This is a genomic window from Armatimonadota bacterium, assembly GCA_031459855.1.
Lineage (GTDB): Bacteria > Sysuimicrobiota > Sysuimicrobiia > Sysuimicrobiales > Humicultoraceae > Fervidifonticultor > Fervidifonticultor primus.
In genome coordinates, this window is record JAVKHP010000001.1 from 86,629 (window position 1) to 110,185 (window position 23,557).

The window sequence follows — 23,557 nt, forward strand, 5'->3', positions numbered from 1 at the left end:
CCGTCGTGCTGGGGCGCGCCACGGGCGCAGACGCCCGCTACGGGCCGTCCACGGCGGTCGCCAGCTGCACGCGGCCGCGCACGACCCAGGGCGTCGGCACGCGCACTTTCGCCGTGCGCGACGCCACCCCGCCCGTGCCGTCGGGGAACCGCGCCGGCCCGGGCACCAGCTCCACCACGACGTCGGTGTTGCGGTCGCGATCGGCGAACGCGGCCAGCTGCTCTGCCGCCGACGTCCCCGCGATCTCGACCGGCTCGCTCAAGAGCGCTGCGGGCAGCCCACCCTCGGGGACCGGACGTCCCCCGGCGCGGACCAGCACCGTGGCCGGCCCGGTTGGGAACTGCTCGGGCACCGCCAGGTCCACCTCGCGCACCACCGGCTCACCCTGGAACGGTCGAAGCGTGATGCGCACGGTGGCGGCGCCACCGCGCCGCAGCCGCGGCCGGCTGAGGTCGGCCTCGACGACGGCCGCGGTCTGCCTGGCCTTCGTGACCTCGGCCTCCACGGTCACGTCCACGGGGGCGGTGCGCACGAACTCGTTGGCGAACAACAGCCGCAGCGCCTCGGGCAACTCCAGCATGGCGGCCGACCCGATGTCCCGCGGGTGGTAGAAGACGTTCTCCCGGACGATAGGGGCCTCCAGCCCGCGGCCACGCAGGGTCAGCCGCACGCGCGCCGTCCCCTCTCCGACGCGGTCGAGCGCCCGGTCGACGACGTCGAGCGCCGAGACCAGCACGAGCACCGGCCCCAGCTGCGGATCCGCCACTACCTGGGTCCCCAGCGTCGCCCGGTGCCCGCGGTCGCCGTCTCGCACCGACACCCGCACGCCGACCACCGGCGGCAGCCGGCCGATGATGCCCCCGACGCCGGCCCGCCGGTCCTGCGTGACGACGCCCACCGGCGCGCCCGCCGAGCCGATCTTGAAGGGGAACGACGCGCTCTGCACCACGCCGTGGATCACGGCCGACGTCAGCAGGTAGGCGCTCTCGCCGCGGTTGAGGACCGGGTGTCCGAACGCCAGGATCCGGTCGTCGTCGCGGTAGGTCAGGGTGCCGATGGCGACCACGTTGAGGTCGCCGCGGATCAACTGCACGCCGACCGCGCTGCCCGGCTCGAGCACCGGTCTGACGTCGGTCGATCCGCCGGCAGCGCCCTGCACCGGCTGGACCCCTGCAGGCCCCAGGGCTTCCTCCAGCAGGGCTGCGGCGCGCGTGCTCATGCCCGAGACCAGCAGCGGCCGCGCGAGCGGTACCATCACCGCCAGGTCGCTCCCCGCAGGTTCCCGGCGGACTACAGCGGACGAAGCCACCGCCACCCGCGCGATGCGCCGGCCGCCGAGGTACACCGGCACCGGGAGCGTCCACGGGCCGGACGACGCCGCAGCGGAGGTCCGCCGATCGCGCGACGATGCGGGCAGCGCGCCCCGCATGGCCTCGATGGGCGTGACCAGGCCCAGCGTGTGGTCGGCGAACGTCCACCCGAAGCCGACCGCGCCCGCCAGCCTGCCGCCGAAGTACACCGGGCTGCCGCTCATGCCGGCGGCGATTCCGCCGGTCCGTGCGATCAGCGGTCCAAAGGCCCGGACCAGGATCAGGTCACCCGCGGGTCCCGCACCCGGCACCACCGCCAGCGCCTCCACGTCGAAGGTCTCCACCGTGACCCCGCGGACGACGGTGCGCGCCACACCCCGCATGCCCGGCCGGATGGCCGCGAGCGGCAGCCAGCCGTCGGGGGCCGGCGCCGGGGCGGCCGGCGCGGTCAGCGCGGTGCTCAACAGCGCGGCCAGCGCGAGCATCGTCCACCGCCTCATGGTCCTCTCTCCCCGCTCGTGCCGCGGTCCCCCACGTCTCGCTACGCCCCTTATCCTTTTGTGCCCCGCGTTGTACCCTGCGCCATGGCTGGGGCGCAGCCAGCCCTACCGCACAAGGATCGGAATCGACTCCGACCCCTGGATGACCCACTCCGTCCGATCGAAGCGGGCCGCCGGGACGTCGAACTTGGTGAACTCCAGCTGCGTGGCAGGCAGCCCGAACGGCAGGATCCGCACCAGGATGTCGGTGTTGCGGCCGAACTCCGCGAACAGCCGCAGCGCCTCGTCCAGGGAGCTCACGCCCCAGGGGACCGGCTCGGCCTGCAACGCGCCCGACAGCCGGGCCTCCACCGGCACCCCTGGCTCGTCCACGCCCGCGGACCGCACGACGACCACTGCGGGGCCCCGGGGGAAGTCGTTGGGGACGGGCACCTCGATCACGCGCGTGACCGGCCGCTCGGCCAGGTAGGGTTGCAGGCGCACGCGCACGCGCAGCGTCCCCCCCGGGCTCACCTCGCGCGAGGCGGCTGCGACGTCCACGATCGAGGCGGACTGCCGCCGCCGGGTCAGCGAGATCTCGACGGTCAGGTCGTAGGGTTCGAGCCGGCGCAGGTCGTTGTAGAAGGCGAGCTCCATGGCATCCAGCACGTCGAGCACCGACGCCGTGGCGATGTCCCGCGTGCTGTAGAACATGTTCTCGCGGACGATGGGCCGGTCCAGGCCCCGCGCGCGCAGGGTCAGCCGGACCGTGGCGGTCCCCTCACCGGCCGCCTGGTTGCGGGCCCGCTCCACCGCCGACAGCGCCACCAGGGGCGCCAGCGCCCGCGCCATGTCGCGCCGGCGCACCATCTGCGCGCCAAGCTGCACACGGGCCCCGCTGTCGACGTCGGTCACCACCACCCGCAGGTTGAACAGGCGCGGCAACACGCCCAGGGTGGCGGCGATGCCGGTGCCGCGGTCCTGCTCGACGACGCCGATCACCTCGCCCAGGTTGCCCACCTTGAACGGCCGCTCCAGCGTGTTGACCACGGCGATGACCTCGGCGGCCGTCAGGACGTACTCGACGTCGCCCTGGTTCGCCCAGGGGTGGCCGCAGGCGACGATGCGGTCGCCCACCCGCACGGTGACCGTGCAGATCCCCCCGAACTCGACGTCGCCCCGCACTTCCTCCACGCCGACGGTGCTGCCCGCCACCACGGGCTGCGCGGCGAACGTCCCCTTGCCCGCGTAGCCCTGGAGGATCTCCAGTCCCTGGGGCCGGACGACGTCCGCCAGCAACCGGGCAGCGCGGGGGCTCAGGCCCAGCGCGTAGGCGGCCACTGCCGGCGCGGCCACGGCCAGGCCGGGCTGCCGGCCCACCAGCCGCACGGCTTCCCTCGCCGGCGCCACGAGCACGCGGTCGTAGCGCCGGCCGTCGACCGTAAACGGCCGCGAGGCGCGGTACAGCGCGGCGCCGCGGGGACGCCGGGCCGGGCGCTCGAGGAGCGCCAGCATGTCGGCGATGGGCGTGGCCAGCGCAATGTCGCGGCGCGGGGTCTGCCAGATGAACGAGGCGGACAGCGCACCGACCAGCCGGCCGTTGATGTACAGGGGACTGCCGCTCATGCCCGCCGCGCTCCCGCCCGTGCGCTGGACCAGCGGGCCGCTCATGCGAAAGAGGATCATGCGGTCGGACGTGATGGGCCCGCCAGCGCCCCGGAGGATGTCGAGGACCTCGAACTGGAACTCGTCGATGCGCTGGCCGGCGATGACGGTCTTGCCCACCCCGCGCATGCCGGGCCGCACCTGCTCGATGGGCAGGATAGGCGGCAGCGTCGGGGCGGCGTGTGCCACCGGCGCGCCGGGAAGCGTCAGCAGCACGACCAGCACCACGATGCCGGGACGCACGTTCACACCTCGCCCCCTCTCACCCACGGAGCCCGATGCTGCCCTGCAGATCCTTGCAACGGAACAAACGGCCGGCCGACCACCGGTGGGATGCGCGGCCGACGGGGCACTGCCTACCGGGGCTCCAGCCGCGCGACGACGGCGCCGAGTTCCCGGATCTCCATCCCAGGGCGGACCAGCACTTCCACCACCCGGCCGTCCACGGGCGCGCGGGCCGCCACCGCCCGGCCGATCTGCGTGCGCACGTATACCAGAGGATCGCCCTCGCTCACCTGGTCGCCGACCTGGGCCAGCCCCTCGGCGAGCACCTCACCGCGCAGCGTCGCCCGGACGTCCACCAGCCGGGGGGCAGCACCGACCGCGGTGCCCGGCACGACCAGGGTGCCGAGCACGACCACGATGATCGCGAGCGCGAGCCACGACCTCGGCGACGTCGTCATGCGCCTCCTGTGCGCGGCGGCCCACGTCACGCGGGCCGCCGCAGCGCGCAACGCGTGTTCGATTATAGCATACGGGGGTGCGGGCTTCGTGGTTCACGGGACGAACTCGTCCGGCCGCGCCGGTGCCCGTCCGAACCAGAAGCGCAGGGCGTCGACGATGCGGCGGGCGGCCTGCCCGTCGCCGTAGGGGTTGCGCGCCCGGGCCATCGCGGCGTGCGCCGCCGGGTCGGCCAGCAGCCGGCTGGCGCGCTCCACGATCCGCGCCCGCGCGGTGCCCACGAGCTCCACGGTCCCGGCGGCGATGCCCTCGGGGCGCTCGGTGACCTCGCGCAGCACCAACACCGGCGTGCCGAGCGCCGGCGCCTCCTCCTGCACGCCACCGGAGTCCGTGAGGATCAGGTACGCGTCCGCCATGAGCCGGACGAACGGGGCGTAGTCGGGCGGCTCGATGAGGTGCGCGCGGGGATGCCCGGCCAGGACCTCCGCAACGACGCGGCGGACCGCGGGGTTGCGGTGCACCGAGAAGACCACCGCGACGTCGGGGAAGCGTTCCAGCAGGTCGAGCAGGGCCAGGTAGATCTGCCGGAGCGGCTCCCCCCAGTTCTCCCGCCGGTGCGTCGTGACCAGCAGCATCCGGTACCCGTCCAGCGCCGGCAGCCCGGGCGGCCACGGCAGGTCGGGGCGGCCGCGCACCTCCAGCAGCGCGTCGATCACCGTGTTCCCGGTGACCACGATCCGGTCGGGCGGGACGCCTTCACGCAGCAGGTTCTCCCGGGCCTGCGGGGTCGGCGCAAAGTGCAGGTCCGCCAGCACCGTCGTCAGCCGGCGATTCATCTCCTCGGGGAAGGGCTGGTACTTGTCGTGGGTGCGCAGGCCGGCCTCCACGTGGCCGATGGGCACGCGGTGGTAGAACGCGGCCAGCGCCCCCAGGAACGTCGAGGACGCGTCGCCCTGCACCAGCACCATGGCCGGGCGCAGCTCGCGGAGCACGGGATCCAGCCCGGCGACGGCCCGGGCGGTGATGTCGAACAGCGACTGCTCCGGCCGCATGATGTCCAGGTCCCGGTCGGGGACGATGCCAAAGAGGCGGAGCACCTGGTCGAGCATCTCGCGGTGCTGGGCGGTGACGACCACCTGGGGGACGAAGTCGTCGCTGGCGCGCAGCCGCGCGATGACGGGCGCGAGCTTCACCGCCTCGGGGCGGGTGCCGAAGATGGTCATGATGGGCAGGCGTGCGCCCATCACCGCGCCAGCAGCCGCATCTGCCGGATGCCGACGACGAGGACGACGGTGATGACGCCCAGGGTGACTATCGCGGTGGTGCGGTTGATGTCGGCCAGCGCCAGCGCGCCGAGGCCCAGCGCCGCGCTGACCAGGTAGAGGAGCACCACGGTCTGCCGCTGCGTCAGGCCGCGGTCGAGCAGCCGATGGTGCAGGTGGCCGCGGTCCGGCAGGTAGATCGGCCGCCCGCTGCGGGCACGCCGCACGATGGCGAACGCCGCGTCGGCGATGGGCACGCCCAGGGCCAGGATCGGGACCAGCAGCGAGATGGCCGTGTACGACTTGTACAGGCCCATCACCGCCAGGCTCCCCAGCACGTAGCCCAGGAACATCGAGCCCGAGTCGCCCATGAAGATCCGGGCCGGGTTGAAGTTGTGGCGCAGGAACCCCAGGGCCGCGCCCACCAGCCCGGCGGCCAGCGACGTGGCCACAACGTCCCGCTTGTGGGCCGCCACCAGCAACAGCGTCGTGCCGGCGATGGCCACGATGCCGGCGGCGAGCCCGTCGACGCCGTCGATGAAGTTGATCACGTTCACCACGGCCACGACCCACACCACGGTGAACACCGCGCCCCAGGCCCCGATCGCCACGGTCCGGCCGGTCAGCGGGTGCGTCACGAACTGCGTGGCGAGCCCAAAGGGGATCAGCACCGCGGCGGCCGCGACCATGGCCGCGAACTTCAGGGCCGGGTGCAGACCCCGCAGGTCGTCGTAGATGCCGACGGCCAGCAGGAACGTGCCTCCCAGCATGATGCCCAGCAGGGCCCGATCGGTGCGCAGGACGATGGGAATCCGCAGGAACATGCCCCCCTCGCCCTGGACCAGCTCGATCGGCCGCGTCAGCACCATGGCCAGCAGCGCGGCGGCCACGAAGCCCAGGTAGATCGCCACCCCGCCCAGCCGCGGTGTGGGCCGGACGTTGATGCGGCGGCCCCCAGGGTAGTCGATGGCGCCCACCCGCCGCGCCAGGCGGCGGACCCCGGGCGTCAGGGCGTTGGTGACCGTCAGGGCCACCAGGGCCAGGAGGAGGGGGACGGCCATCAGACCATGCGCAGGGGGACGGGCTGCGCGGGCGCGGCGAAGGGACTGAACAGCTCGCTGACCGAGCGGTCCTCGTGGATCCGGCGGATCGCCTCGGCCAGGATCGGGGCGATGGAGACGACACGGATGCGGTCCAGCCGTTTGGTCGCCGAGACCGGCACCGTGTTGGTCACCACCAGCTCCTGGATCGGGCTCTGGGCGATGCGCTGCGCCGCCGGTCCCGACAGGAGCGCGTGGGCGCAGCACGCGTAGACGCTCTCCACGCCCCGCGCCACCAGCGCCTGGGCCGCCATGGTCAGCGTCCCCGCGGTGTCCACGATGTCATCGACCAGGATCGCCGTGCGCCGGTAGACCTTGCCGATGACGTGGGTCACCTCCTTGACCTGGTTGGGGCGGTCCCGCCGCTTGTCGATGATGGCGATCGGGGCCCCCAGCTCCGCGGCGAACTCGCGCGCCCGGGCCACCCCGCCGATGTCGGGCGAGACCACCACCACGTTGCGCAGCCCCTTGGCGCGGACGTACTGGGCCAGCAGCAGGCGCGAGGGCAGGTGGTCCAGGGGAATGTCGAAGAAGCCCCACAGCTGGCCGGCGTGGAGGTCCACGGCCAGGATGCGCTGGGCGCCGGCCGCCACCAGCAGGTTCGCCACCAGCTTGGCCGTGATGGGCTCCCGGGGCTTCGTCTTGCGATCCTGGCGCGCGTAGCCGAAGTAGGGGATCACCGCGGTCACGCGGGCGGCCGATGCCCGGCGCAGCGCGTCCAGGATCACCAGCAACTCCAGCAGGTGCTCGTTGACCGGCGGCGACGTGGGCTGGATCACGAACACGTCCTCGCCGCGCACGCTCTCGCCGATGCGCACGCTCACCTCGCCGTCGGCGAAGCGGAATACCTCCATCTCGCCCAGCGGGAGGTCCAACAGCTCGGCGACTTCCTCGGCCAGCGCCGGGTTCGCCGACCCGCTGAAGACCTTGAGCCGCACGTCCCTCACCGGGGCTCCACCGACGCCGCATCAGCATCGGCGGGCTCAGGGCGGGCCGCCGCCACGTCGGCGTCGGACCGGCGGCGGATCACGCGGGCCGGGACCCCCACGGCAACGCCCCGGGGCGGCACGTCCCGCCGCACCACCGCGCCGGCCCCGGTGACCGCCTCACGCCCGATCCGCACCGGCGCTACCAGCATCGTGTCGCTGCCGATGAACGCGCCGTCCTCGATGACCGTCACGTGCTTGGCGCGGCCGTCGAAGTTGCAGGTGATGGTGCCGGCGCCGATGTTGACCCGCGCCCCGACAAGCGCGTCGCCCAGGTAGCTCATGTGGTGGACCTTGGTGCCGTCGCCCACGGTGCTGTTCTTCATCTCGGCGAAGTTGCCTACCTCGACGCCGCGTCCCAGGCGCACCCCCGGCCGCAGGTGGCTGTAGGGCCCCACGCGGCTGTCGTCGCCCACGTGGCTCTGCACGATGGTCGAGGCCACGACCGTGACCCGGTCGCCGAGCTCCGCGTCCACCAGCCGGGCGTAGGGCCCGATGTGGCAGCCCTCGCCCACCACCGTAGCCCCTTCCAGGCTCGAGCCCGGGTAGATGACGGTGTCGCGTCCCACCCGCACGCCGGCGTGCACGTAGGTCGTCGCCGGGTCGATCACCGTGACGCCCGCCTCCATGAGCCCCTCGAGCAGCTGCGCGCGCAGCGCAGCTTCGGCCTCGGCCAGGTCCCGCCGGCTGTTGATGCCCAGCGTCTCGCGGCTGGAGGCCGCCACCACCGCAGCCACCGTCCGGCCGACGCGCAGTAGCAGGTCCACGGCGTCGGTGAGGTAGTACTCGCCCTGGGCGTTGGCCGGCTGCAGGGCCCGCAGCGCCTCACGCAGCGCCGCCGCCTCGAAGGCGTAGGTGCCGGCGTTGACCTCGCGGACCTCGCGCTCGTGGGGCGCGGCGTCGGTCTCCTCGACGATGCGCAGCACGTTGCCGCGCGCGTCGCGGAGCACCCGGCCGTACCCCGTGGGGTCGTCACGGACGTCGGTCAGGATCGTGACCGCCGCGCCCTGCTGGCGGTGGTGGGCGAGCAGCGTTTCCAGCGTCTCGGGCCGCAGCAGCGGCACGTCGCCGTAGAGCACCAGCACGGTGCCGGCAAACCCTTCGAGCAAGGGCAGCGCGCGCTGGACGGCATGCCCGGTGCCCAGCGGCTCCTCCTGATGCACGTAGCGCACGCCGTCGCCCAGCGCTGCCCGCACCTGGTCGGCGCCGTGGCCGACCACCACGATGGGCGACGGCACGCCGACCTGCGCCAGCGTCTCGAGCACGTAGGCGATCATGGGACGCCCGCACAGCCGGTGCAACACCTTGGGCAGGGCCGAGCGCATCCGCTTGCCCTTGCCCGCAGCGAGCACGATGGCTTCGACCTGTGACATCGACGGCCCCGACGCTGCGTGCATCTCGACCCGACAGTTCCCCTTGGGGATTCTTGGCGACACGGGGGATTCCTCCGGTTGCGGCGCCGGGCACCGGCACCCGCGCCCGCCGTCGAGGCGCCGACACCCTGCGCGGCTCACCGCGGCACGGGCAGCGCGCGACTCGGCCTGGCGCGCCCCCAGCCCCGCCCCTCAGCAGCGGCGCGGGTGGACCGGCGAGCGCGGGCTAACAGGCGCGGCGCGCCCTCCAGCCCCGCCCGTCAGCTGGGGCTCAGGTCACCGCGGCCCCAGCAGCTGCTTGACCAGCTCGCGGGCGTCGTAGTAGACGCGGTGGCGCACCACCAGCCCGTCCTGGATCTCCCAGAAGGCAGCGAAGCCGTGCCGGTAGGTGCGGGGCGGGGTCACCGGGACGCGACCCGGGATCTTCAGGTGGATCGTCCGGTGGCGCCCGGCCACCACGCCCTCTGCGGCGACCACGGCCCCTGCGGCCACCACGTGGCCGAGGGTGACCGTCTCGTCCCAGTCGGCGAAGAACTGCTCGTAGGCCCGGCGGATGGCGGCCTTCCCGTGGACCGGCGGGCTGGCCGGGTACTCGAGCACTGCCGCCTCGGCATACGTCGCCATCAGGGCGTCGAGATCGTGGCGGTTGAGGGCGTCGACCTGACGGCGGATCAACGCGTCGCCGGCAGACGCCACGGGGGTGGCTGCCGGCGACGTCGGCGCCGCGGGCCCGCCCGGGGGCGTGCCGGCGCCGGTGGGACGGGAGGTAGAGCGCGGGGGGCGGGAGGGCTCAGAGGTCATCGGACTTCCGGCTGCACCGGCTCATACGACTGCGCGTGGAACATGCCGGTGTACGGCCACGCACGCTGGCTGCGGGGCCAGGACTCGAACCTGGAATCTCCTGGTCCAAAGCCAGGCGTCTTTCCACTTAGACGACCCCGCAGCACCTCACGAGCCCGCGCGTCCACCCGGCGATGCGGTGGTTCAGGGCGGTGCTCCGCCGTACTCGCATCTGCATAGTACCATAGTAGCCCGTGCCCGTGTTCCTCCGGCGGGGCGATGGGTTGGGCCGCTTCAACGACACGCGGATTTGGCCTTGCGGCACGCCCAACTGGGCGGCCCAGAACGCCAGGGCCCTGGGGAGATCGGCCGTCGGGTGGATCTGCAGGAGGTAGACCAGATCGTCCTCTTGCACCCCGCAGTACCGCTGCAGCCACGCGCGTACGATCCGGATCATGTCCGGATCCATGTTGCTGAAGCCCACCTTCCGTCCCGGGCGCCAGGGCTTGGGCTTGAACCCCTCCGCCCAGTAGAGGGCGGTCCCCAGGACCCAGAACCATTCGCCGGCCGTGAGCATGCAGCAGGCTTCGGCCTCGGCGTCGCGCAGCATGGTGGCGACACGCGCCACGCGCGCCTGCCGCAGTTTTTCGGCTCCGCGCCGACCCGCGGCCAGCCTCTTCGCCGTCAGCCGCTGCGCCTGCGTCCGGCTCAGCCCCACCGATCGCAACCACGCCGACAGTGTGGCCTTGGCCACGGGAACCTGTTGCAGGATCTCGCGGTAGGAGCATCCTGCCCTGCGCAGGTCGATCGCTTTCTGCTTCTCCACGGGCTTGCTCATCGACGTCCGTCGGGATCCTCCGCCGTCACCCGGAACATCGGCCTGCTGCTCCCGCGTGTGCACGGTGCGCGCCTGGCGTCGTCTGCATGCGACCGCCTTGCCACGCCTCCGGGCGTGCTACACTACATGCAATCCACACTTAGGAGCGCCACCATGCCCCTGATCCTCTCCGCCGCCCAGGTCCGTGACCTGCTGGACATGCGCGAGGCCATCGACGCCTGCGCCCAGGCGCTGGCCGAGCTCTCCGCCGGCCAGGCTGTGATGCCCGTGCGCACCACCACCGCCGTGCCCCCCCACGCCGGCGCGATGCTCTCCATGCCGGCCTACCTCGGCCGGGCCGATGCGCTGGGCAGCAAGATCGTCACCGTCTATGCCCGCAACCCGGAGCGCGGCCTGCCCACCATCCTCGCCGTGGTGCTCGTCCACGATCCCGCCACGGGCGCGGTGCTGGCGATCATGGACGGTGCCACCCTCACCGCCGTGCGCACGGCGGCCGCGTCGGGGGCCGCCACGCGCCACCTGGCTACGCCCGGGCCCAAGGTCCTGGCCGTGCTGGGCGCTGGCGTGCAGGGGCGAAGCCACCTGTGGGCGATGCGCGAGGTGGCGCAGGTGACCCGCTGTCGGATCTACTCGCGGACCCGGGCGAAGGCCGAGGCGTTCCAGCGCGACCTCGAACCGCGCTTCGGCGTGCCCATCGACGTGGTCGACTCCGCGGAAGCGGCCGTGCGGGATGCCGATCTGGTCGTGCTGGCCACGACCGCCGTGCAGCCCATCGTGCGCTGGGAGTGGTTCCGCCCGGGCTGCCACATCAACGCCGTAGGCTCCCACGCCCCCACCGCGCGCGAACTCGACAGCGAGACCGTGGCGCGGGCGCGGGTCGTGGTGGACTCGCGCGAGGCCATCTTCACCGAGTGCGGCGACGTCCTGATCCCGCTGCAGGAAGGCCGCATCACCCGCGACCACGTCGCGGACGAGCTCGGCGAGGTGATCGAGGGGACGAAGCCGGGGCGCACGCACCCCGACCAGGTCACGCTCTTCAAGTCGGTGGGCGTGGCGGTCGAAGACGTGGCCACCGCCGCGCTGGTCTACCGGAAGGCCCTGGCCCGTGGCGTCGGCACCATGGTGGACCTGTAGCCGAGCAGAAGACTGACTGTCGCAAACGGCACGACGGCTGCTGGTCGTGCCTGGCCGGTCGCCACGGCCACGCTGCTGCTGTGGTGGAGTCGCAAATGGCACGACGGCGTGCTGGTCGTGCCTGGAGTGCGCTGGACTCGTGCGATGGACGCGTGCGATGCAGGCGGGGCGCTGCCCTACCCCGCCCGGCTGCGCCCCCCGCCCCCTCCGCCTCCCCCGCCCCTGCCGAACCCGCCACCCGTGCGCGACGCCGTGGTCAGGGCCCTGGACAGGTTCTGGAAGTTCCGGAACGACCGCACCATGGCGTCGAGCGATCCGACCCCAGCGGCCTGCGGCCCATCGGCTGCCGAGCCCGAGCGGAACCACCGCGCCCGCGGCGGAGGGTGGCCCAGGTCGACGGCGACCCGCTTGAGGTTCTCCAGCAGTCTTTCGGCCACCCCCAGGGCTGTAGCGTACACCAGGTACGTGTCCCAGAGCGGCAGCAGCGCGGGACCCGCGTCCTTCATCGCGGAGAAGTCGGCCATGAAGCGGCGGAAGGCGTCCCAGCGTTTGACCTCGAGGGCGGCGTCGGCGGTCCGGCGCGACAGGCTCTTCGCCGCCAGCCCCAGGAGCGGGAACCCCACCGGGAGCACGACAGCCAGGCTCCCCGGCGCTACCCAGAACGCGCCGACCATGAGGCCGAAGAGCCCCAGCATGAACACGTTCCGCGCCGTCTCGCTCCGCCGGTCGTCCAGGGGGAAGTGGCGCTCCTCGAACCACCGCCGCAGGGTGGCTCCCCACGCCTCCACGAAACGCAGGAACGTGCTCTTCCGGCCCTCCATCCGCCTGCCCCAGGCCTCGATCTGGTCGCTGGTAACCTCGTCCTCGGCCCCGGCCCGCCGGAACACCACCTGCAGGATCTCCACCTCGAAGGGCTCCAGGGCTCGCTCGTCCCGCGCACGGTCCACCGCACGGGCCGCAAGCAGCGCCCGTCCTTTGTCCGTGAGCCGGTACACCAGGTCCGTGTCGCGAAACAGCCCCGTGCCCAGGAGCCCCGCGCTCTCGCGTTCCTCCACCTCCAGGTAGCCCAGACGCGCGGCCTCCAGCAACGTGGCGGCGAAGCCCCGCGCGAGGTCCTCGGGCCGGGCGCGAGACTGCGCCAGGATGGCCGACACCACCGCGGGCGGGATCGCTCTCGGCGGCTCGCGCTCGTAAATCCCCTCGTAGGAGATCGGCGGCTCGCGGCCATATCTCAGGTACGTCCACACGTAGGCCCCCACCAGGGCCAGCGCCACCAGGACGAGGTCGGCGGCCCTCCTCAAAGCTCCTGCCCCCTGGCGCAGTTCTCCCGCCACCTGGCGGCGCTCGTCTTCCAGCAGGCTCTCGTAGGTCTCGCTGCGCAGCAGGGGCGCTGCGGGGAACAGGGCCGGGTCCAGCAAGGCCCGCACTTCCACGAAGGAGTCCTGCGGCACCCGCCGCACCTGCACGCGCGCGCTGGCGAGGTCGGGGGCGATCTCCAGGTCCCCGGGCTCCGTACGGCTGTGGACGAACACCTTGAACAGGTTGGGGTTGGGCCGCGGCAGGGAGACGGTGACGCGGACCACCCCGATGGGCGCGTGGTCGCCTTCCACCGCCTGCCAGTAGAACTGCGCGACGTCCGCGTAGCGCTGCACCGCGTGCGTGATGCGGTAGCGGATCTGGAAGCGCTTCGTGGTATCCCGCGCGTGGTACGTCCACCGCAGGACCTCCTCGTCCCCCTCCCGCCGCTGGGTGAACGGCAGGGCGTCGCCGGTGTCGGCGTCCCAGACGCCCACGTAGCGGAGCCCGTAGGTGCCGTACCTGCCCCTCGTGGACCGCCGCACCTCCGCCCACGAGAACGTTCCCTCGAAGCGGAAGGCCCGGACTTCCTGGGCGTCGGCGGACCCGTCGGGCAGGAGGCGGAACGAGACGTCCACCGAGGGGTGGTCGTACGACGTGGCCCACGCGGCACCGGCCGCGAGTCCGCCCAGCACGGCGGCCAGCGCCGCCAGCGCAAGCGCGTCCCGCCTTCCCCCGCGTCTCATCGTGGCCCCCTCTCGCGCGTGGGCTGCCCGGATCCCTGTGGCACCTGCACTACTGCTCGATGGACTCCACAAGGATCCACGCCCCGTTGACGACCCGCGTGGGCTGCCCGGATCCCCGTGGCACCTGCACGGACGCCGTGAAGTTCGTCGCCGGGCCGCGACAGCGCGCGACACGCATCCCTCAGCGCATCACGGTCGTCAGGGACGGGACGTGTCCAGTGCGGCGGGCGCCGTGCCGGCCCGGGAACCACCCAGCGCCCCGCAACCGGCAGGAGCCCCCGGGAATGAGCAGTGCGTGTGGTGCGCCGTCGGAATACCCCGGCGTCCTGCGCCCGTACCGGGGCGCAGGGTCAGGCGCCTACCCGAGGGCGATGCACTCGATCATGACCAGCGCGTCGCGGGGCAGCCTGGCGACCTGCACCGTGGTGCGCGCTGGCGGCAGGTCGCGGAAGTACGCCGCGTACTCTTCGTTCATCGCGCCGAAGTCGGCCAGGTCCTTGAGGTAGACCGTCGTCTTGACGACGCGGTCCAGCGACGAGCCCGCCGCCTCCAGCACCGCCCGCAGGTTGTCCAGGACGCGCCGCGTCTGGGTCTTGATGTCGGTGCCGGCGAGTTGCCCAGTGGCCGGGTCGAGCGGGATCTGCCCCGAGAGGTAGAGGACGCCGCCTGCCCGGATCGCCTGCGAGTACGGGCCGATGGGCAGGGGCGCGCCGTCGCTGCGAATCACGTCCTTGGTCGGCATTTGGTCCTCCTGTGCGCGCACAACGCATGGCGCGGCGCTCGTGGCGGAGTTCGCGCGGCCCGGCGCGATTCCTCTTCACGGCGGACGACACGGTCAGCGCCACCGTGGCACCCCCTCGAGCGTGGCGGCCGCGTCCCGTGGTGGGGGCATGGCACCGCGAGCCCGCACCGTTGGGCGCGGACCACAGAGGTGCCCCGGCGGTTATCCGGTCTGGATCGTGATCCCCAGGAGGCGGGCGAGGTCCCGGCGCAGCGGTTCGGGTGCCCGCTCGCCGCGGCACTTGTACTGGATGATCTCGCGCAGGCGCCGCTCGAACTCGGCGTGTTGTCGGCAGGGCAGGCAGCGGGCGATGTGGCGCTGCAGGTCCTCGCACAGCGGCGCGTCGGCCTCGCCGTCGAGATATGTCCACAGCTGCCGGAGGAGCTCGTGACAGTCGATCTCGCTCATCGGTGGCCCTTGCTGCGGGGCGGCGGCCCCGATGGCCCGGTCTCCGGCGCCGTCCGCTCGGAGGCGGCGCGATCGCCGTTGACGTATCCGGCGCGCTTCGCGTAGTCCCACAGGAGCCGCTGCAGGTGGCGTCGGCCGCGGTAGAGGCGGGACATGACCGTCCCGATGGGAATGCCGAGGATCTCCGCGATCTCCCGGTACGAGAACTCCTCGAGGTCGGCCAGGATCACGGCCATGCGGAACGGCTCGGGCACCTGCTCCAGGGCCGCCTTCACGTCGGCGTCCATGATGCGGGCCAGCAGCGCCTCCTCGGGATCGCCGGCCCGTCGGTACTCCTCGCTCTCCTGCGCCTTGGCGTACAGGTAGAAGTCGCCCACGTCCTCCTGGTCGACCAGCTCCGGTTCCCGCGACGCCCGCCGGTAGCTGTCGATGTAGGCGTTCATGAGGATCTTGTACAGCCAGGCCCGCGCGTTGGTGCCCGGCTGGAACGTGTGGAACGACCGCCAGGCCTTGAGGAAGGTGTCCTGCACGAGGTCCTCGGCCGCGGTGCGGTTGCGGGTCAGGCGCAACGCAGTGCCGTAGAGGCTGTCGAGGTGCTCGTTGACCAGGGTCTCGAACCTGGCGCGGTCCTCCTGGGAGACCGTGGGAGACGGATGCCCCGAGGTCACGGTGCACAGCCCCATGGCTTCCCCTGCCCCAACGCCCGAGGGAGTCGGCGCATTCCCACCGCGGTGCCCCCGTGCATCGCTGCGCCCTGGGCGGTGCCCCTGGAGCCGCACCGGTCGCCGCAGCCAGCCGCCACCGCTGCCCTATCGCCTCCGGACGATGGGGCGGCGGGCGCGCACCGGGGCCCGCGCCGGCGCCGTCCCTGCCTGGGCCAGGGCGACGGGAGCAGGGCGGAGGTCGGCCAGCGTGAGCCGGTTGAGGACGCCGTCGGCCGCGGCCTGCACGGCCCGCCAGACGGGACGCAACCCGCAGCCGTCGACGAACGCGCAGTCGGGATCGTCCACCTCGACGCACCACCACGGCGCCGTGGTGCCTTCCAGCACCTCGAACGCCTCCCGCAGCGTGATGGCCGACGGTGGCCGCGACAGCACGTGCCCGCCGTGCGGCCCCCGCTTGCTTTCCACCAACCCGGCGCGCCGCAACGCCGCCATCAGCTGGTTGAGGTAGGGCTCCGGCAGCCCCTGGCGCTCGGCGATCTGCCGGCTGTGCACCGGCCCCTCGCCGTAGTGCGCCACCAGGTCCAGCAGGGCCCGCAACCCGTACTCGGCCCGCGTCGAGACCCTCATGCGATCACCAGCTCCTCCTCGGTGACCACGCCGTCGCGGATCCGAAAGGCCCGGACCTCGACGGCCTCGGCCGGCGCTGCGGGGTCGCGGAGCGAGACGATGACGTACGCTGCGTCGGGGTAGTACGCCTTGGCGATGTCGGTGCGCGACGGGTAGGCGGCCGACTGGGTGTGGGAGTGGTAGATCCCCAGCAGCTCCAGCCCCGCGTCGTCGATCTCGCGGAAGAGGCGCAGCTGCTCGTGGGGGTCCAGCCGGTACGTGTACGGACTCTGGTCGGCGTTGCGGCCCCGGTAGACGCGCACCACGCGGTCGCCGACACCTGCCAGGAGCCCGCAGCACTCGTTGGGGTGCTCGGCGCGCGCGTGCTCGATCATGGCGTCCACCTGCGCCCGCTCCAGGATCAGGCCCATCCCGTTCATTATATACCGGACGTCCTGGCGCCGGCCCCACCAGCAGGCCCCCGCGGCCCCGGCGGAGGAGCCAGGCGCGCGGCGCGCCAGACGGCCGTGGAGAGGTACCGGTCGCCCGCGTCCGGGAAGACCACGACGACGACGCCCTCGCGCAGGTCCCGGGCGACCGCCAGCGCCGCCGCCAGCGCGGCGCCCGACGAGGGCCCCACGAACAGCCCCTCCGTGGCCGCCAGGCGCCGGGTGAGCGCGTAGGCGTCGTCGGTGCCCACGCGCAGGGTCCGGTGCGGCACCGACGGATCGTAGATGGCGGGGACGAGGGCAGACGGCAGGTGCTTCAGGCCCTCGATGCCGTGGAAGGCGTCGTCGGGCTCGACCGCCACGATCTCGACCGCAGGGTTCGTCTCGCGCAGGCGCCGGCCGACGCCGACGACCGTGCCGCTGGTGCCCACGCCGGCGACGAAGTGCGTGATGCGCCCGTGGGTCTGGCGGACGATCTCGGGACCGGTGGTGTCGTAGTGGGCCTGCCAGTTGCTGGGGTTGCTGTACTGGTCGAGGTAGACGTACCGGTCCGGCGCCTGAGTGGCCATCTGCCGGGCCACCAGGATGGCGCCGTCGGAGCCCTCCAGCGGGTCGGAGAGCACGAGCTCGGCGCCAAACGCCCGCAGGATCCCCTTGCGCTCCTCGCTGGCGTTCCCCGGCAGCACCAGCGTGACGCGGTAGCCCTTGGCGGCCCCGATCATGGCGTAGGCGATGCCGGCGTTGCCGCTGGTGGAGTCCAGGATGACCTGGCCGGGCCGCAACCGCCCCTGGCGCTCGGCGTCCTCCACGATGCGCAGGACGGGGCGGTCCTTGACCGAACCGCCGGGGTTCTGCGACTCGAGCTTGGCGTACAGCTCGACCCCTGCGGGCAGCGGTGCGATCCGCGCCAGGCGGACCAGCGGCGTGTTGCCGATCAGGTCCAGGATCCCGCCGGCGATCGGCGTCGGCGCGGAGGGCACGAACCGGTACGCCATCACTCGTCGTAGAGCACGGTGGGCTCGGGGTAGAGACGCACGCGGTGCTCCAGGAGGCGGGCGCGGATCGCCTCGTCGAGACGTGCCTGCTTGTCTGCGGTCCCCTCCGGCCCGCGCAGCAGCGCCAGGTCCACGTTCACCCGCAGCGCCCGCAGGGGAATCACGTGCCGGCTGATGCCCGTCGGGAGCTTCTCCGGCAGGTCCGCGATGGCGCGCACGTCGGCCTTCGACAGGCGCGGGAAGACCACGAGCGCATCGGCCCGGCCGTACTCGCGGGCCAGGGCCTCCAGCGCCGCCGGCTGGACCCGATAGATCGTCTGGCGTCCCTTGTATGTCGCCACGACCACATGCATGGCGCGGATACGTCCGGCGAGGTCCGGGCTCCCGGGCATGCCGAACACCCCGGCGCGGGTCACCAGCCCGCAGGCAAGACGCCCGCTTGCCAGTCCGGCCTGCAAATCGTCGGCGGACACGGGCTCCCACCGGCCGGCGGCGCGGACCGCGCCGGCGTCGTCGGGCAGCAGGTGGGCCCAGACGTCCAGCACCACCGCAGGATCGTCGTAGTCGACCACCTGCACCACCTGGTGGGGGGCGCCCACCTGCTGCAGCGCCGTAACGCGGTTCGCGCCGTCGAGGACGACGTAGGTCTCGCCGCCCAGGGGCGCCACCACCGGAGGATTGCGCAGCACCCCGTCGGCCGCCAGACGCCGCGCCAGGCGCGCGACCCGCTCGGGGTCGCACTCCTCGTGCAGGCGCAGCGCTGCCGAGGGGACGACGCGGAGGTCGGGCAGCCGTGTGCGGGCCGCCGCGACCGGCCCGGAGGCCCGCGGGACGCCGGTGCGCTCGCTCACACGCCGCCGGCCATGGCGGGCAGGATCGCCACCTCGTCGCCGTCGGTCAGCGGTGTCTGCAGCCCGGCCAGGCTGCGGATCTCGGTGGCGTTCACGAAGATGTTGACGTAGGCGCGCAGGGCGCCGTGCTCGTCCAGCACGTAGTTGCGCACGCCGGGGTGCTGGGCGTCGAGCCGGTCCAGCAGGTCCGCCACGGAGTCGGCGGCCACCACGATGCGCGTCTGTCCGCCGGTCAGGCGGCGCAGCGGCGCCGGGATGAGGACAGTCGCCATGGTCTCTGCCTCTACGCAGGTGCCGGCGTAGGGCCGGCAGGATATCCCGCGGCCACCGGGGCGACGGCCGCGAGGGCAATGCGCTCGGCTGCGGCGCGACGCTGCACGTCGTCTGGCAGCGTCTGCAGGGACGCCGCGCGCAGGGGAATCCCCATGACCTGCGCGAACGCCGCAGCGTAGGCCCGCCGCACATCGGCCAGCGCGACCGGCCGCCCCAGCACCGCCGCCATGGACGTGACGGGGCGGCCCAGCCCGCACGGGTTGATGGTGGCGAAGGCCTCCGGCGGCGTCGCCACGTTGAGGGCGAAGCCGTGCATCGTGACGGCCCGCTTCACCGCCACACCGATCGCGCAGATCTTCGCCCCATCGACCCACACGCCCGGAAAACCCCGCTCGCGCCCGGCGGCGATCCCGAACCGGGCCACCGTGACGATCACCGTCTCCTCCAGCAGGCGGACGTAGCGCACGACGTCCTCGCCCAGCGCCCGCAGGTGCACGATCGGGTACCCGACCAGCTGGCCCGGCCCGTGGTAGGTCACGTCGCCGCCGCGCTCCACCTCGTACACGGCGATGCCGCGCCGGCGCAGCTCGTCGGGGGGCAGCAGCACGTGCTCCCGTCGGCCCCGACGCCCGATGGTGATCACCGGCGCGTGCTCCAGCAACAGGAGCAGGTCCGGCACCCGCCCCTCCTGCCGCGCCGCGACCAGCGCGCGTTGGAGCGCCCAGGCCTCGGCGTAGTTCACAGGGCCTGCATCGAAGGTGAGCAGCCACCCTTCCGGCGCCCGCACGCCCACAGCTCAGCCTCCCGCCACCGCCCACGCGTCGGGTGCCGTTTCGCCGGACGCCACCACGGCCTGCCCGTCGCGGAAGCAGGTCAGCGTGTGTCCGGGCTCGAGGCGGACGTCCACGCGGGCCCCGGGCTCCAGCCGCACCGTGTGCGGCTGGAGGCTGTGCACGCGCCGCCCGGAGGGCAGCTCCACGCAGTACAGCACCGTGCCGCCCTGGAAGAGGCGCCGCACGACCACGCCGGCGCCGTCTGCGGCCGGGGCGATGGCCACGTCGTCGGGACGCACCAGCACCTCCACCGCGTCCCCATGGCCCAGCGGCGGCCGCTGGGGCAGGAGACCCACCTCGGTCTGCAGCCCCTGCGGCGTCACCCGCGCGGGCAGGAAGTCGGCGCGGCCGAAGAACCGGGCGACGAAGCGGTTGCGGGGCGCGTGGAAGATGCGCTCGGGGGTGTCGATCTGCTCCAGCCGTCCCTCGTGCAACACCCCGACGCGGTCGCCCAGCAGCAGGGCCTCGTGCTGGTCGTGGGTCACGAAGATGGCGCTGGTGCCCGTCTGCTTCAGGATGCCGCGCACCTCGTCGCGCAGCTGCGCCCGCAGGTCGGCGTCCAGGTTCGAGAACGGCTCGTCCAGCAGCACGGCGAACGGCTGGGGGGCCAGCGCGCGCGCCAGGGCCACGCGCTGCTGCTGCCCGCCGGACAGCTCGTGGGGGTAGCGCCCGGCGAACGCCGTCATCCCCACGAGCTCGAGCGCCTCGCGGGTCCGTCGGGGACGCTGGACCCGCTGGACGCAGTGCAGGCCGAACGCCACGTTCTCTTCCACGGTGAGGTGCGGGAACAGGGCGTAGTCCTGGAACACCATGCCCACGCCGCGCGCTTCCGGCGGCACCCACACGCCGTCGCCCGCCACCGGCCGGCCGGCGATCCACACCTCGCCCTCGTCCGGCCGCTCGAACCCGGCGACGAGCCGCAGCACCGTGGTCTTGCCGCTGCCCGAGGGTCCCAGCAGCGTGAGGATCTCGCCCTGCGCTACGACCAGGGAGAGCCGGTCGACCGCCGGCGGGCCCGCGGGATCGAACCGCCGGACGACGCCGCGCACGCTGATGACTGGCACGCCCCCCCGCTCGGTGCGCATCGACATCGCGATCGTCTGCGGGCCGCCGGGCGAACGGCCGGCGGCGAGCCGCATCGACAGCGTACCAGAGCCCCGGGCCCCCAACAAGGCAGCCCTCACCGGCCCGCGGCCGCTGACGGGCCGTCGCGCGGGCCGCGCGCGCGGGCGATGGTGCGGTCGAGGATCAGCACCGGCAGGATCCCGACCGCCACGATGGCGAGCGCCGCGGTGGACGCCTGCGCCAGCCGCTCGTCGCTGGCCAGCTGGTAGACGCGCACCGCCAGCGTGTCGAAGTTGAACGGGCGCAGGATCAACGTCGCGGGCAGTTCCTTCAGCAGGTCGACCACCACCAGGAGCGCGGCGGTGAACAGGCTGCCGCGCATGAGCGGCGCGTGGACGCGCAGCAGCGTGCTGCCGGGGCCGTGGCCGAGAGTGCGCGCGGCGTCGTCCATCGTGGGCCGGATCCGCGTCAGCCCGGCCTCCACCGTGCCCAGCGAGACCGCCAGGAACCGCACCAGGTACGCATACACCAGCGTGAAGACCGTGCCGCTCACGATCAGGCCCGGCGGACGGCCCGTCGCCGCGTGGAGCCAGGCGCCCAGGGCGCGGTCGACGTACCCGAACGGGATCATGACGCCGATGGCGATCACCGCCCCGGGCACGCTGTAGCCCAGGCCCACCACCCGCGCGGCCAGGCGCATGAGCGGGGACGGGGTCAGGCGCAAGCCGTAGGCGATCAGCGCGGCGATGGCCACGGCCAGGGCGCCGGCCAGCACGGCCAGCAGCAGCGTGTTGGCGGCCAGGCGCACGAACGCCGGCCCGAACAGCGGATCGCCAGCGGTCACGGCCATGACGAGCAGCGCGGCAGCTGGGAGCGCGAAGCCGCCCAGAGGGGGCACCACGCAGGCGGCGACCGCAGCGGCGGCCCGCCATCCGCGCAGCGGGAAGACGGCTGGCCGGCGGGGCGCGCTGCCCGTGGCGTGGAAGCGCCGGCTGCCCCGCGAGAGCCGCTCGAGGCTCATCATGGCCAGCACGAACACCATCAGACCGGCGGCTAGGCGCGCCGCGCCCACCGGGGACCCCAGGGTGAACCACGTGAGGTAGATGCCCGTCGCGAACGTGTCGAGCTCGAAGTGCTTGACCGTGCCGAAGTCCGCCAGCACCTCCATGCCGACCAGGGCGACGCCTGCGGCGATCCCCGGCCGCGCCAGGGGCAGCGCCACGCGCCAGAAGGTGCTCCACGGCGAGTGGCCAAGCGTGCGGCTGGCCTCGAGCGCCGCGCCGGACTGCTCGAGGAACGCCGCGCGGGCCAGCATGTACACGTACGGGTAGAAGGCCAGCGTCATGACGACGATCGCGCCGCCAAGCGAGCGGATCTGCGGGAACCAGTAGTCGCCCCGGCTCCAGCCGAACCACGCCCGCAGCGCGCTCTGCACCGGGCCCGCGTACTGCAGCAGGTCCGCGTAGGTGTACGCCAGCAGGTAGGCGGGCACCGCCATCGGCAGCAGCAGCGCCCACTGCCACAGGCGCTGCCCCGGCACCCGGCAGACCGTGACGAGCCAGGCCGTCCCCACGCCGATCACCAGCGCGCCGGCGCAGACCCCGAGCACCAGCCACACCGTGGTGACGACGTAGCGCGGGAGCACCAGGCGGACGAACTCGACCCATGGGCCCTCGGCGGGGACGAGCACGCTGGCAGCGACCACCAGGACCGGCAGGGAGAGCCCGCCGGCGACCGCCAGGCCCGCCGCGGGCAGCGCCCAGGACAGCGACCGCGCGGTCACGACCCTGGCACCCCGCGTTTCGCCGCCATGGCCACAGCGGTGGGCGCCTGGCCGCCTGCCGCCCGGGTCAGCGCCAGCCCGCGCCCACCATGAGCTGCAGCGCCCTGGCGCCGTTGGCAGCGTAGATACGGGCGTTCAGGGGGTCCTCCTTGAGGGACGCCGGCGCGATGGCCGCCATGGGATTGGTGATCCCTCGCACCGCCGGGAACTCGAAGTTCCCCCTGGCGAAGATCTCCTGCGCCCGGTCGGAGGCCAGGTACTCGAGGAAAGCCACGGCCGCCGCGCGGTGCGGCGCGGTGGCGACGACGCATGCGCCGCTCAGGTTGACGTGCACCCCGCGCTCCTCGGGGCCCTGGTTAGGGAAGAACAGCCCGACCTTGGCGGCCGCGGCGCGCTCGTGGGACCGGGCCGAGTTGAGGAGCCGGAGGTAGTAGTAGTGGTTGACGATGGCCACGTCCCCTTCCCCGGCGGCCAGCGCCAGGAGCTGGTCGGTGTCACCACCCTGCGGCGGACGCGCGAAGTTCGCGACGATGCCACGGGCCCACCGCGCGACGAACGGCGCGCCGTGCCATGCGAGCATGGCGCCGACCAGCGACTGGTTGTACACGTGGCTCGAGCTGCGCACCAGCACGCGGCCCCGCCAGCGCGGCTCGGCCAGGTCCTCGTAGGTCGACAGCTGGTCCCGCGACACCCGATCCCGCGCGTAGGCGACGACCCGCACCCGCTTGGTGAACCCGTACCAGAAGCCCTCAGGGTCGCGCAGGTTGGCGGGAATGCGCGCCGCCAGCACCGGCGAGGCCACGCGCTGACACAGGCCGGCCTGCTGCGCACGGTACAGCCGGCCCGCGTCCACGGTGATCAGCACGTCCGCGGGGCTGCCGGGGCCTTCCGCCTTGATGCGCTCGATGAGCTGGTCGGCGTCGCCCTGGATGAGGTTGACCCGCACCCCGGTCTGGCGCGCGAAGTCGTCGTAGAGCGCCTGGTCGGTGTCGTAGTGTCGCGCGTTGTAGAGATTGAGGACCGGCGTCTGCGCGTCGCCCTGGCCGCTCGCGGTCATTGCCACAACGACCACCGCCACGAGCACGCCTGCGACCTTCCACCGTCTGCCACCCGCCATCCTCATCCCACCTCCGGCCCCCCATTGCATCAGACCGGCGGTTAGGCTAGCCTTATTCTTGAGTTTCGTCAATCCATTTGT

General features: G+C 73.2%; 22 protein-coding genes, 1 tRNA gene and 1 pseudogene. 1 reads left to right on the top strand and 23 read right to left on the bottom strand.

Annotated features, from left to right (window positions below; genetic code table 11):
- Positions 1-37 precede the first annotated feature (37 nt).
- The 10 genes from QN157_00350 to QN157_00395 all read right to left on the bottom strand — a co-directional run bounded on the left by QN157_00350 (position 38) and on the right by QN157_00395 (position 10,474).
- Positions 38-1,810: a SpoIVB peptidase S55 domain-containing protein gene (locus QN157_00350; GenBank protein MDR7554035.1), complete on the bottom strand. Its 1,773-nt coding sequence runs from the start codon at positions 1,808-1,810 to the stop codon at positions 38-40.
- Between the two features lie 105 nt (positions 1,811-1,915).
- Positions 1,916-3,703, bottom strand: coding sequence for a SpoIVB peptidase S55 domain-containing protein (locus QN157_00355; GenBank protein MDR7554036.1), 1,788 nt, complete (start codon positions 3,701-3,703; stop codon positions 1,916-1,918).
- A gap of 107 nt (positions 3,704-3,810) precedes the next feature.
- Positions 3,811-4,137 carry a DUF2118 domain-containing protein gene (locus tag QN157_00360; protein ID MDR7554037.1) on the bottom strand — a complete coding sequence of 109 codons (327 nt, stop codon included), beginning with the start codon at positions 4,135-4,137 and terminating at the stop codon, positions 3,811-3,813.
- 93 nt (positions 4,138-4,230) lie between these two features.
- Positions 4,231-5,379 carry a UDP-N-acetylglucosamine 2-epimerase (non-hydrolyzing) gene (wecB, locus tag QN157_00365; protein MDR7554038.1) on the bottom strand — a complete coding sequence of 383 codons (1,149 nt, stop codon included), beginning with the start codon at positions 5,377-5,379 and terminating at the stop codon, positions 4,231-4,233.
- On the bottom strand, positions 5,379-6,458 hold the full coding sequence (locus tag QN157_00370) for an MraY family glycosyltransferase (protein MDR7554039.1): 1,080 nt from the start codon (positions 6,456-6,458) through the stop codon (positions 5,379-5,381). The genes wecB and QN157_00370 overlap by 1 nt, the downstream gene beginning before the upstream one ends.
- Positions 6,458-7,444: a ribose-phosphate pyrophosphokinase gene (locus tag QN157_00375; GenBank protein MDR7554040.1), complete on the bottom strand. Its 987-nt coding sequence runs from the start codon at positions 7,442-7,444 to the stop codon at positions 6,458-6,460. Before QN157_00375 ends, QN157_00370 begins: the two co-directional genes overlap by 1 nt.
- The gene (gene glmU, locus QN157_00380; GenBank protein MDR7554041.1) at positions 7,441-8,856 is read right to left on the bottom strand and encodes a bifunctional UDP-N-acetylglucosamine diphosphorylase/glucosamine-1-phosphate N-acetyltransferase GlmU; all 1,416 of its coding nucleotides are present in this window, start codon (positions 8,854-8,856) and stop codon (positions 7,441-7,443) included. The genes QN157_00375 and glmU overlap by 4 nt, the downstream gene beginning before the upstream one ends.
- A gap of 276 nt (positions 8,857-9,132) precedes the next feature.
- Complete coding sequence (locus tag QN157_00385; protein MDR7554042.1) at positions 9,133-9,552, bottom strand: nuclear transport factor 2 family protein; 420 nt, start codon at positions 9,550-9,552, stop codon at positions 9,133-9,135.
- Positions 9,553-9,723: 171 nt separating this feature from the next.
- Positions 9,724-9,799, bottom strand: a tRNA-Gln gene (locus QN157_00390).
- Positions 9,785-10,474: a hypothetical protein gene (locus QN157_00395; GenBank protein ID MDR7554043.1), complete on the bottom strand. Its 690-nt coding sequence runs from the start codon at positions 10,472-10,474 to the stop codon at positions 9,785-9,787. Before QN157_00395 ends, QN157_00390 begins: the two co-directional genes overlap by 15 nt.
- 153 nt (positions 10,475-10,627) lie before the next feature.
- Here QN157_00395 and QN157_00400 point away from each other — a divergent pair, with 153 nt between their 5' ends.
- Positions 10,628-11,608, top strand: a complete 981-nt coding sequence (locus QN157_00400) for an ornithine cyclodeaminase family protein (GenBank protein MDR7554044.1) — start codon at positions 10,628-10,630, stop codon at positions 11,606-11,608.
- Positions 11,609-11,784: 176 nt separating this feature from the next.
- On the opposite strand, the gene QN157_00405 is transcribed toward QN157_00400, so the two are convergent.
- The 13 genes and pseudogenes from QN157_00405 to QN157_00465 form a co-directional block, all read right to left on the bottom strand.
- A complete protein-coding gene (locus QN157_00405) occupies positions 11,785-13,650 on the bottom strand; it encodes a DUF2207 domain-containing protein (protein ID MDR7554045.1) in 1,866 nt (621 codons plus the stop codon).
- 358 nt (positions 13,651-14,008) lie between these two features.
- The gene (locus tag QN157_00410) at positions 14,009-14,392 is read right to left on the bottom strand and encodes a RidA family protein (protein MDR7554046.1); all 384 of its coding nucleotides are present in this window, start codon (positions 14,390-14,392) and stop codon (positions 14,009-14,011) included.
- Between the two features lie 201 nt (positions 14,393-14,593).
- Positions 14,594-14,839: a mycothiol system anti-sigma-R factor gene (gene rsrA, locus QN157_00415; protein MDR7554047.1), complete on the bottom strand. Its 246-nt coding sequence runs from the start codon at positions 14,837-14,839 to the stop codon at positions 14,594-14,596.
- Entirely contained in the window at positions 14,836-15,522 is a 687-nt protein-coding gene (locus QN157_00420) for a sigma-70 family RNA polymerase sigma factor (GenBank protein MDR7554048.1), read from the bottom strand. Before QN157_00420 ends, rsrA begins: the two co-directional genes overlap by 4 nt.
- A gap of 126 nt (positions 15,523-15,648) precedes the next feature.
- Positions 15,649-16,131 (bottom strand): Rrf2 family transcriptional regulator, encoded by a 483-nt coding sequence (locus tag QN157_00425; GenBank protein MDR7554049.1) that lies wholly within the window; start codon positions 16,129-16,131, stop codon positions 15,649-15,651.
- A complete protein-coding gene (locus tag QN157_00430) occupies positions 16,128-16,535 on the bottom strand; it encodes a M67 family metallopeptidase (protein MDR7554050.1) in 408 nt (135 codons plus the stop codon). Before QN157_00430 ends, QN157_00425 begins: the two co-directional genes overlap by 4 nt.
- Before the next feature lie 14 nt (positions 16,536-16,549).
- Positions 16,550-17,554 carry a cysteine synthase B gene (gene cysM, locus QN157_00435; GenBank protein MDR7554051.1) on the bottom strand — a complete coding sequence of 335 codons (1,005 nt, stop codon included), beginning with the start codon at positions 17,552-17,554 and terminating at the stop codon, positions 16,550-16,552.
- A complete protein-coding gene (locus QN157_00440) occupies positions 17,554-18,405 on the bottom strand; it encodes a hypothetical protein (GenBank protein ID MDR7554052.1) in 852 nt (283 codons plus the stop codon). The genes cysM and QN157_00440 overlap by 1 nt, the downstream gene beginning before the upstream one ends.
- A complete protein-coding gene (locus QN157_00445) occupies positions 18,402-18,677 on the bottom strand; it encodes a ubiquitin-like small modifier protein 1 (protein ID MDR7554053.1) in 276 nt (91 codons plus the stop codon). The genes QN157_00440 and QN157_00445 overlap by 4 nt, the downstream gene beginning before the upstream one ends.
- 158 nt (positions 18,678-18,835) lie before the next feature.
- Positions 18,836-19,471: pseudogene (lipB, locus tag QN157_00450) on the bottom strand (lipoyl(octanoyl) transferase LipB).
- 3 nt (positions 19,472-19,474) lie between these two features.
- Positions 19,475-20,575, bottom strand: coding sequence for an ABC transporter ATP-binding protein (locus QN157_00455; GenBank protein ID MDR7554054.1), 1,101 nt, complete (start codon positions 20,573-20,575; stop codon positions 19,475-19,477).
- A gap of 116 nt (positions 20,576-20,691) precedes the next feature.
- Positions 20,692-22,359 carry an iron ABC transporter permease gene (locus QN157_00460; protein MDR7554055.1) on the bottom strand — a complete coding sequence of 556 codons (1,668 nt, stop codon included), beginning with the start codon at positions 22,357-22,359 and terminating at the stop codon, positions 20,692-20,694.
- Between the two features lie 67 nt (positions 22,360-22,426).
- Positions 22,427-23,476 (bottom strand): extracellular solute-binding protein, encoded by a 1,050-nt coding sequence (locus QN157_00465; GenBank protein ID MDR7554056.1) that lies wholly within the window; start codon positions 23,474-23,476, stop codon positions 22,427-22,429.
- Positions 23,477-23,557: the final 81 nt, after the last annotated feature.

What these genes read in the sequence shown, in the direction of transcription:
- QN157_00350 (MDR7554035.1), bottom strand. Translation starts at nt 1,810, where the DNA reads ATGAGGCGGTGGACGATGCTCGCGCTGGCCGCGCTGTTGAGCACCGCG.
- QN157_00360 (MDR7554037.1), bottom strand. Translation starts at nt 4,137, where the DNA reads ATGACGACGTCGCCGAGGTCGTGGCTCGCGCTCGCGATCATCGTGGTC.
- wecB (MDR7554038.1), bottom strand. Translation starts at nt 5,379, where the DNA reads ATGGGCGCACGCCTGCCCATCATGACCATCTTCGGCACCCGCCCCGAG.
- QN157_00370 (MDR7554039.1), bottom strand. Translation starts at nt 6,458, where the DNA reads ATGGCCGTCCCCCTCCTCCTGGCCCTGGTGGCCCTGACGGTCACCAAC.
- glmU (MDR7554041.1), bottom strand. Translation starts at nt 8,856, where the DNA reads ATGTCACAGGTCGAAGCCATCGTGCTCGCTGCGGGCAAGGGCAAGCGG.
- QN157_00395 (MDR7554043.1), bottom strand. Translation starts at nt 10,474, where the DNA reads ATGAGCAAGCCCGTGGAGAAGCAGAAAGCGATCGACCTGCGCAGGGCA.
- QN157_00400 (MDR7554044.1), top strand. Translation starts at nt 10,628, where the DNA reads ATGCCCCTGATCCTCTCCGCCGCCCAGGTCCGTGACCTGCTGGACATG.
- QN157_00405 (MDR7554045.1), bottom strand. Translation starts at nt 13,650, where the DNA reads ATGAGACGCGGGGGAAGGCGGGACGCGCTTGCGCTGGCGGCGCTGGCC.
- QN157_00410 (MDR7554046.1), bottom strand. Translation starts at nt 14,392, where the DNA reads ATGCCGACCAAGGACGTGATTCGCAGCGACGGCGCGCCCCTGCCCATC.
- rsrA (MDR7554047.1), bottom strand. Translation starts at nt 14,839, where the DNA reads ATGAGCGAGATCGACTGTCACGAGCTCCTCCGGCAGCTGTGGACATAT.
- QN157_00420 (MDR7554048.1), bottom strand. Translation starts at nt 15,522, where the DNA reads ATGGGGCTGTGCACCGTGACCTCGGGGCATCCGTCTCCCACGGTCTCC.
- QN157_00425 (MDR7554049.1), bottom strand. Translation starts at nt 16,131, where the DNA reads ATGAGGGTCTCGACGCGGGCCGAGTACGGGTTGCGGGCCCTGCTGGAC.
- cysM (MDR7554051.1), bottom strand. Translation starts at nt 17,554, where the DNA reads ATGGCGTACCGGTTCGTGCCCTCCGCGCCGACGCCGATCGCCGGCGGG.
- QN157_00445 (MDR7554053.1), bottom strand. Translation starts at nt 18,677, where the DNA reads ATGGCGACTGTCCTCATCCCGGCGCCGCTGCGCCGCCTGACCGGCGGA.
- QN157_00465 (MDR7554056.1), bottom strand. Translation starts at nt 23,476, where the DNA reads ATGGCGGGTGGCAGACGGTGGAAGGTCGCAGGCGTGCTCGTGGCGGTG.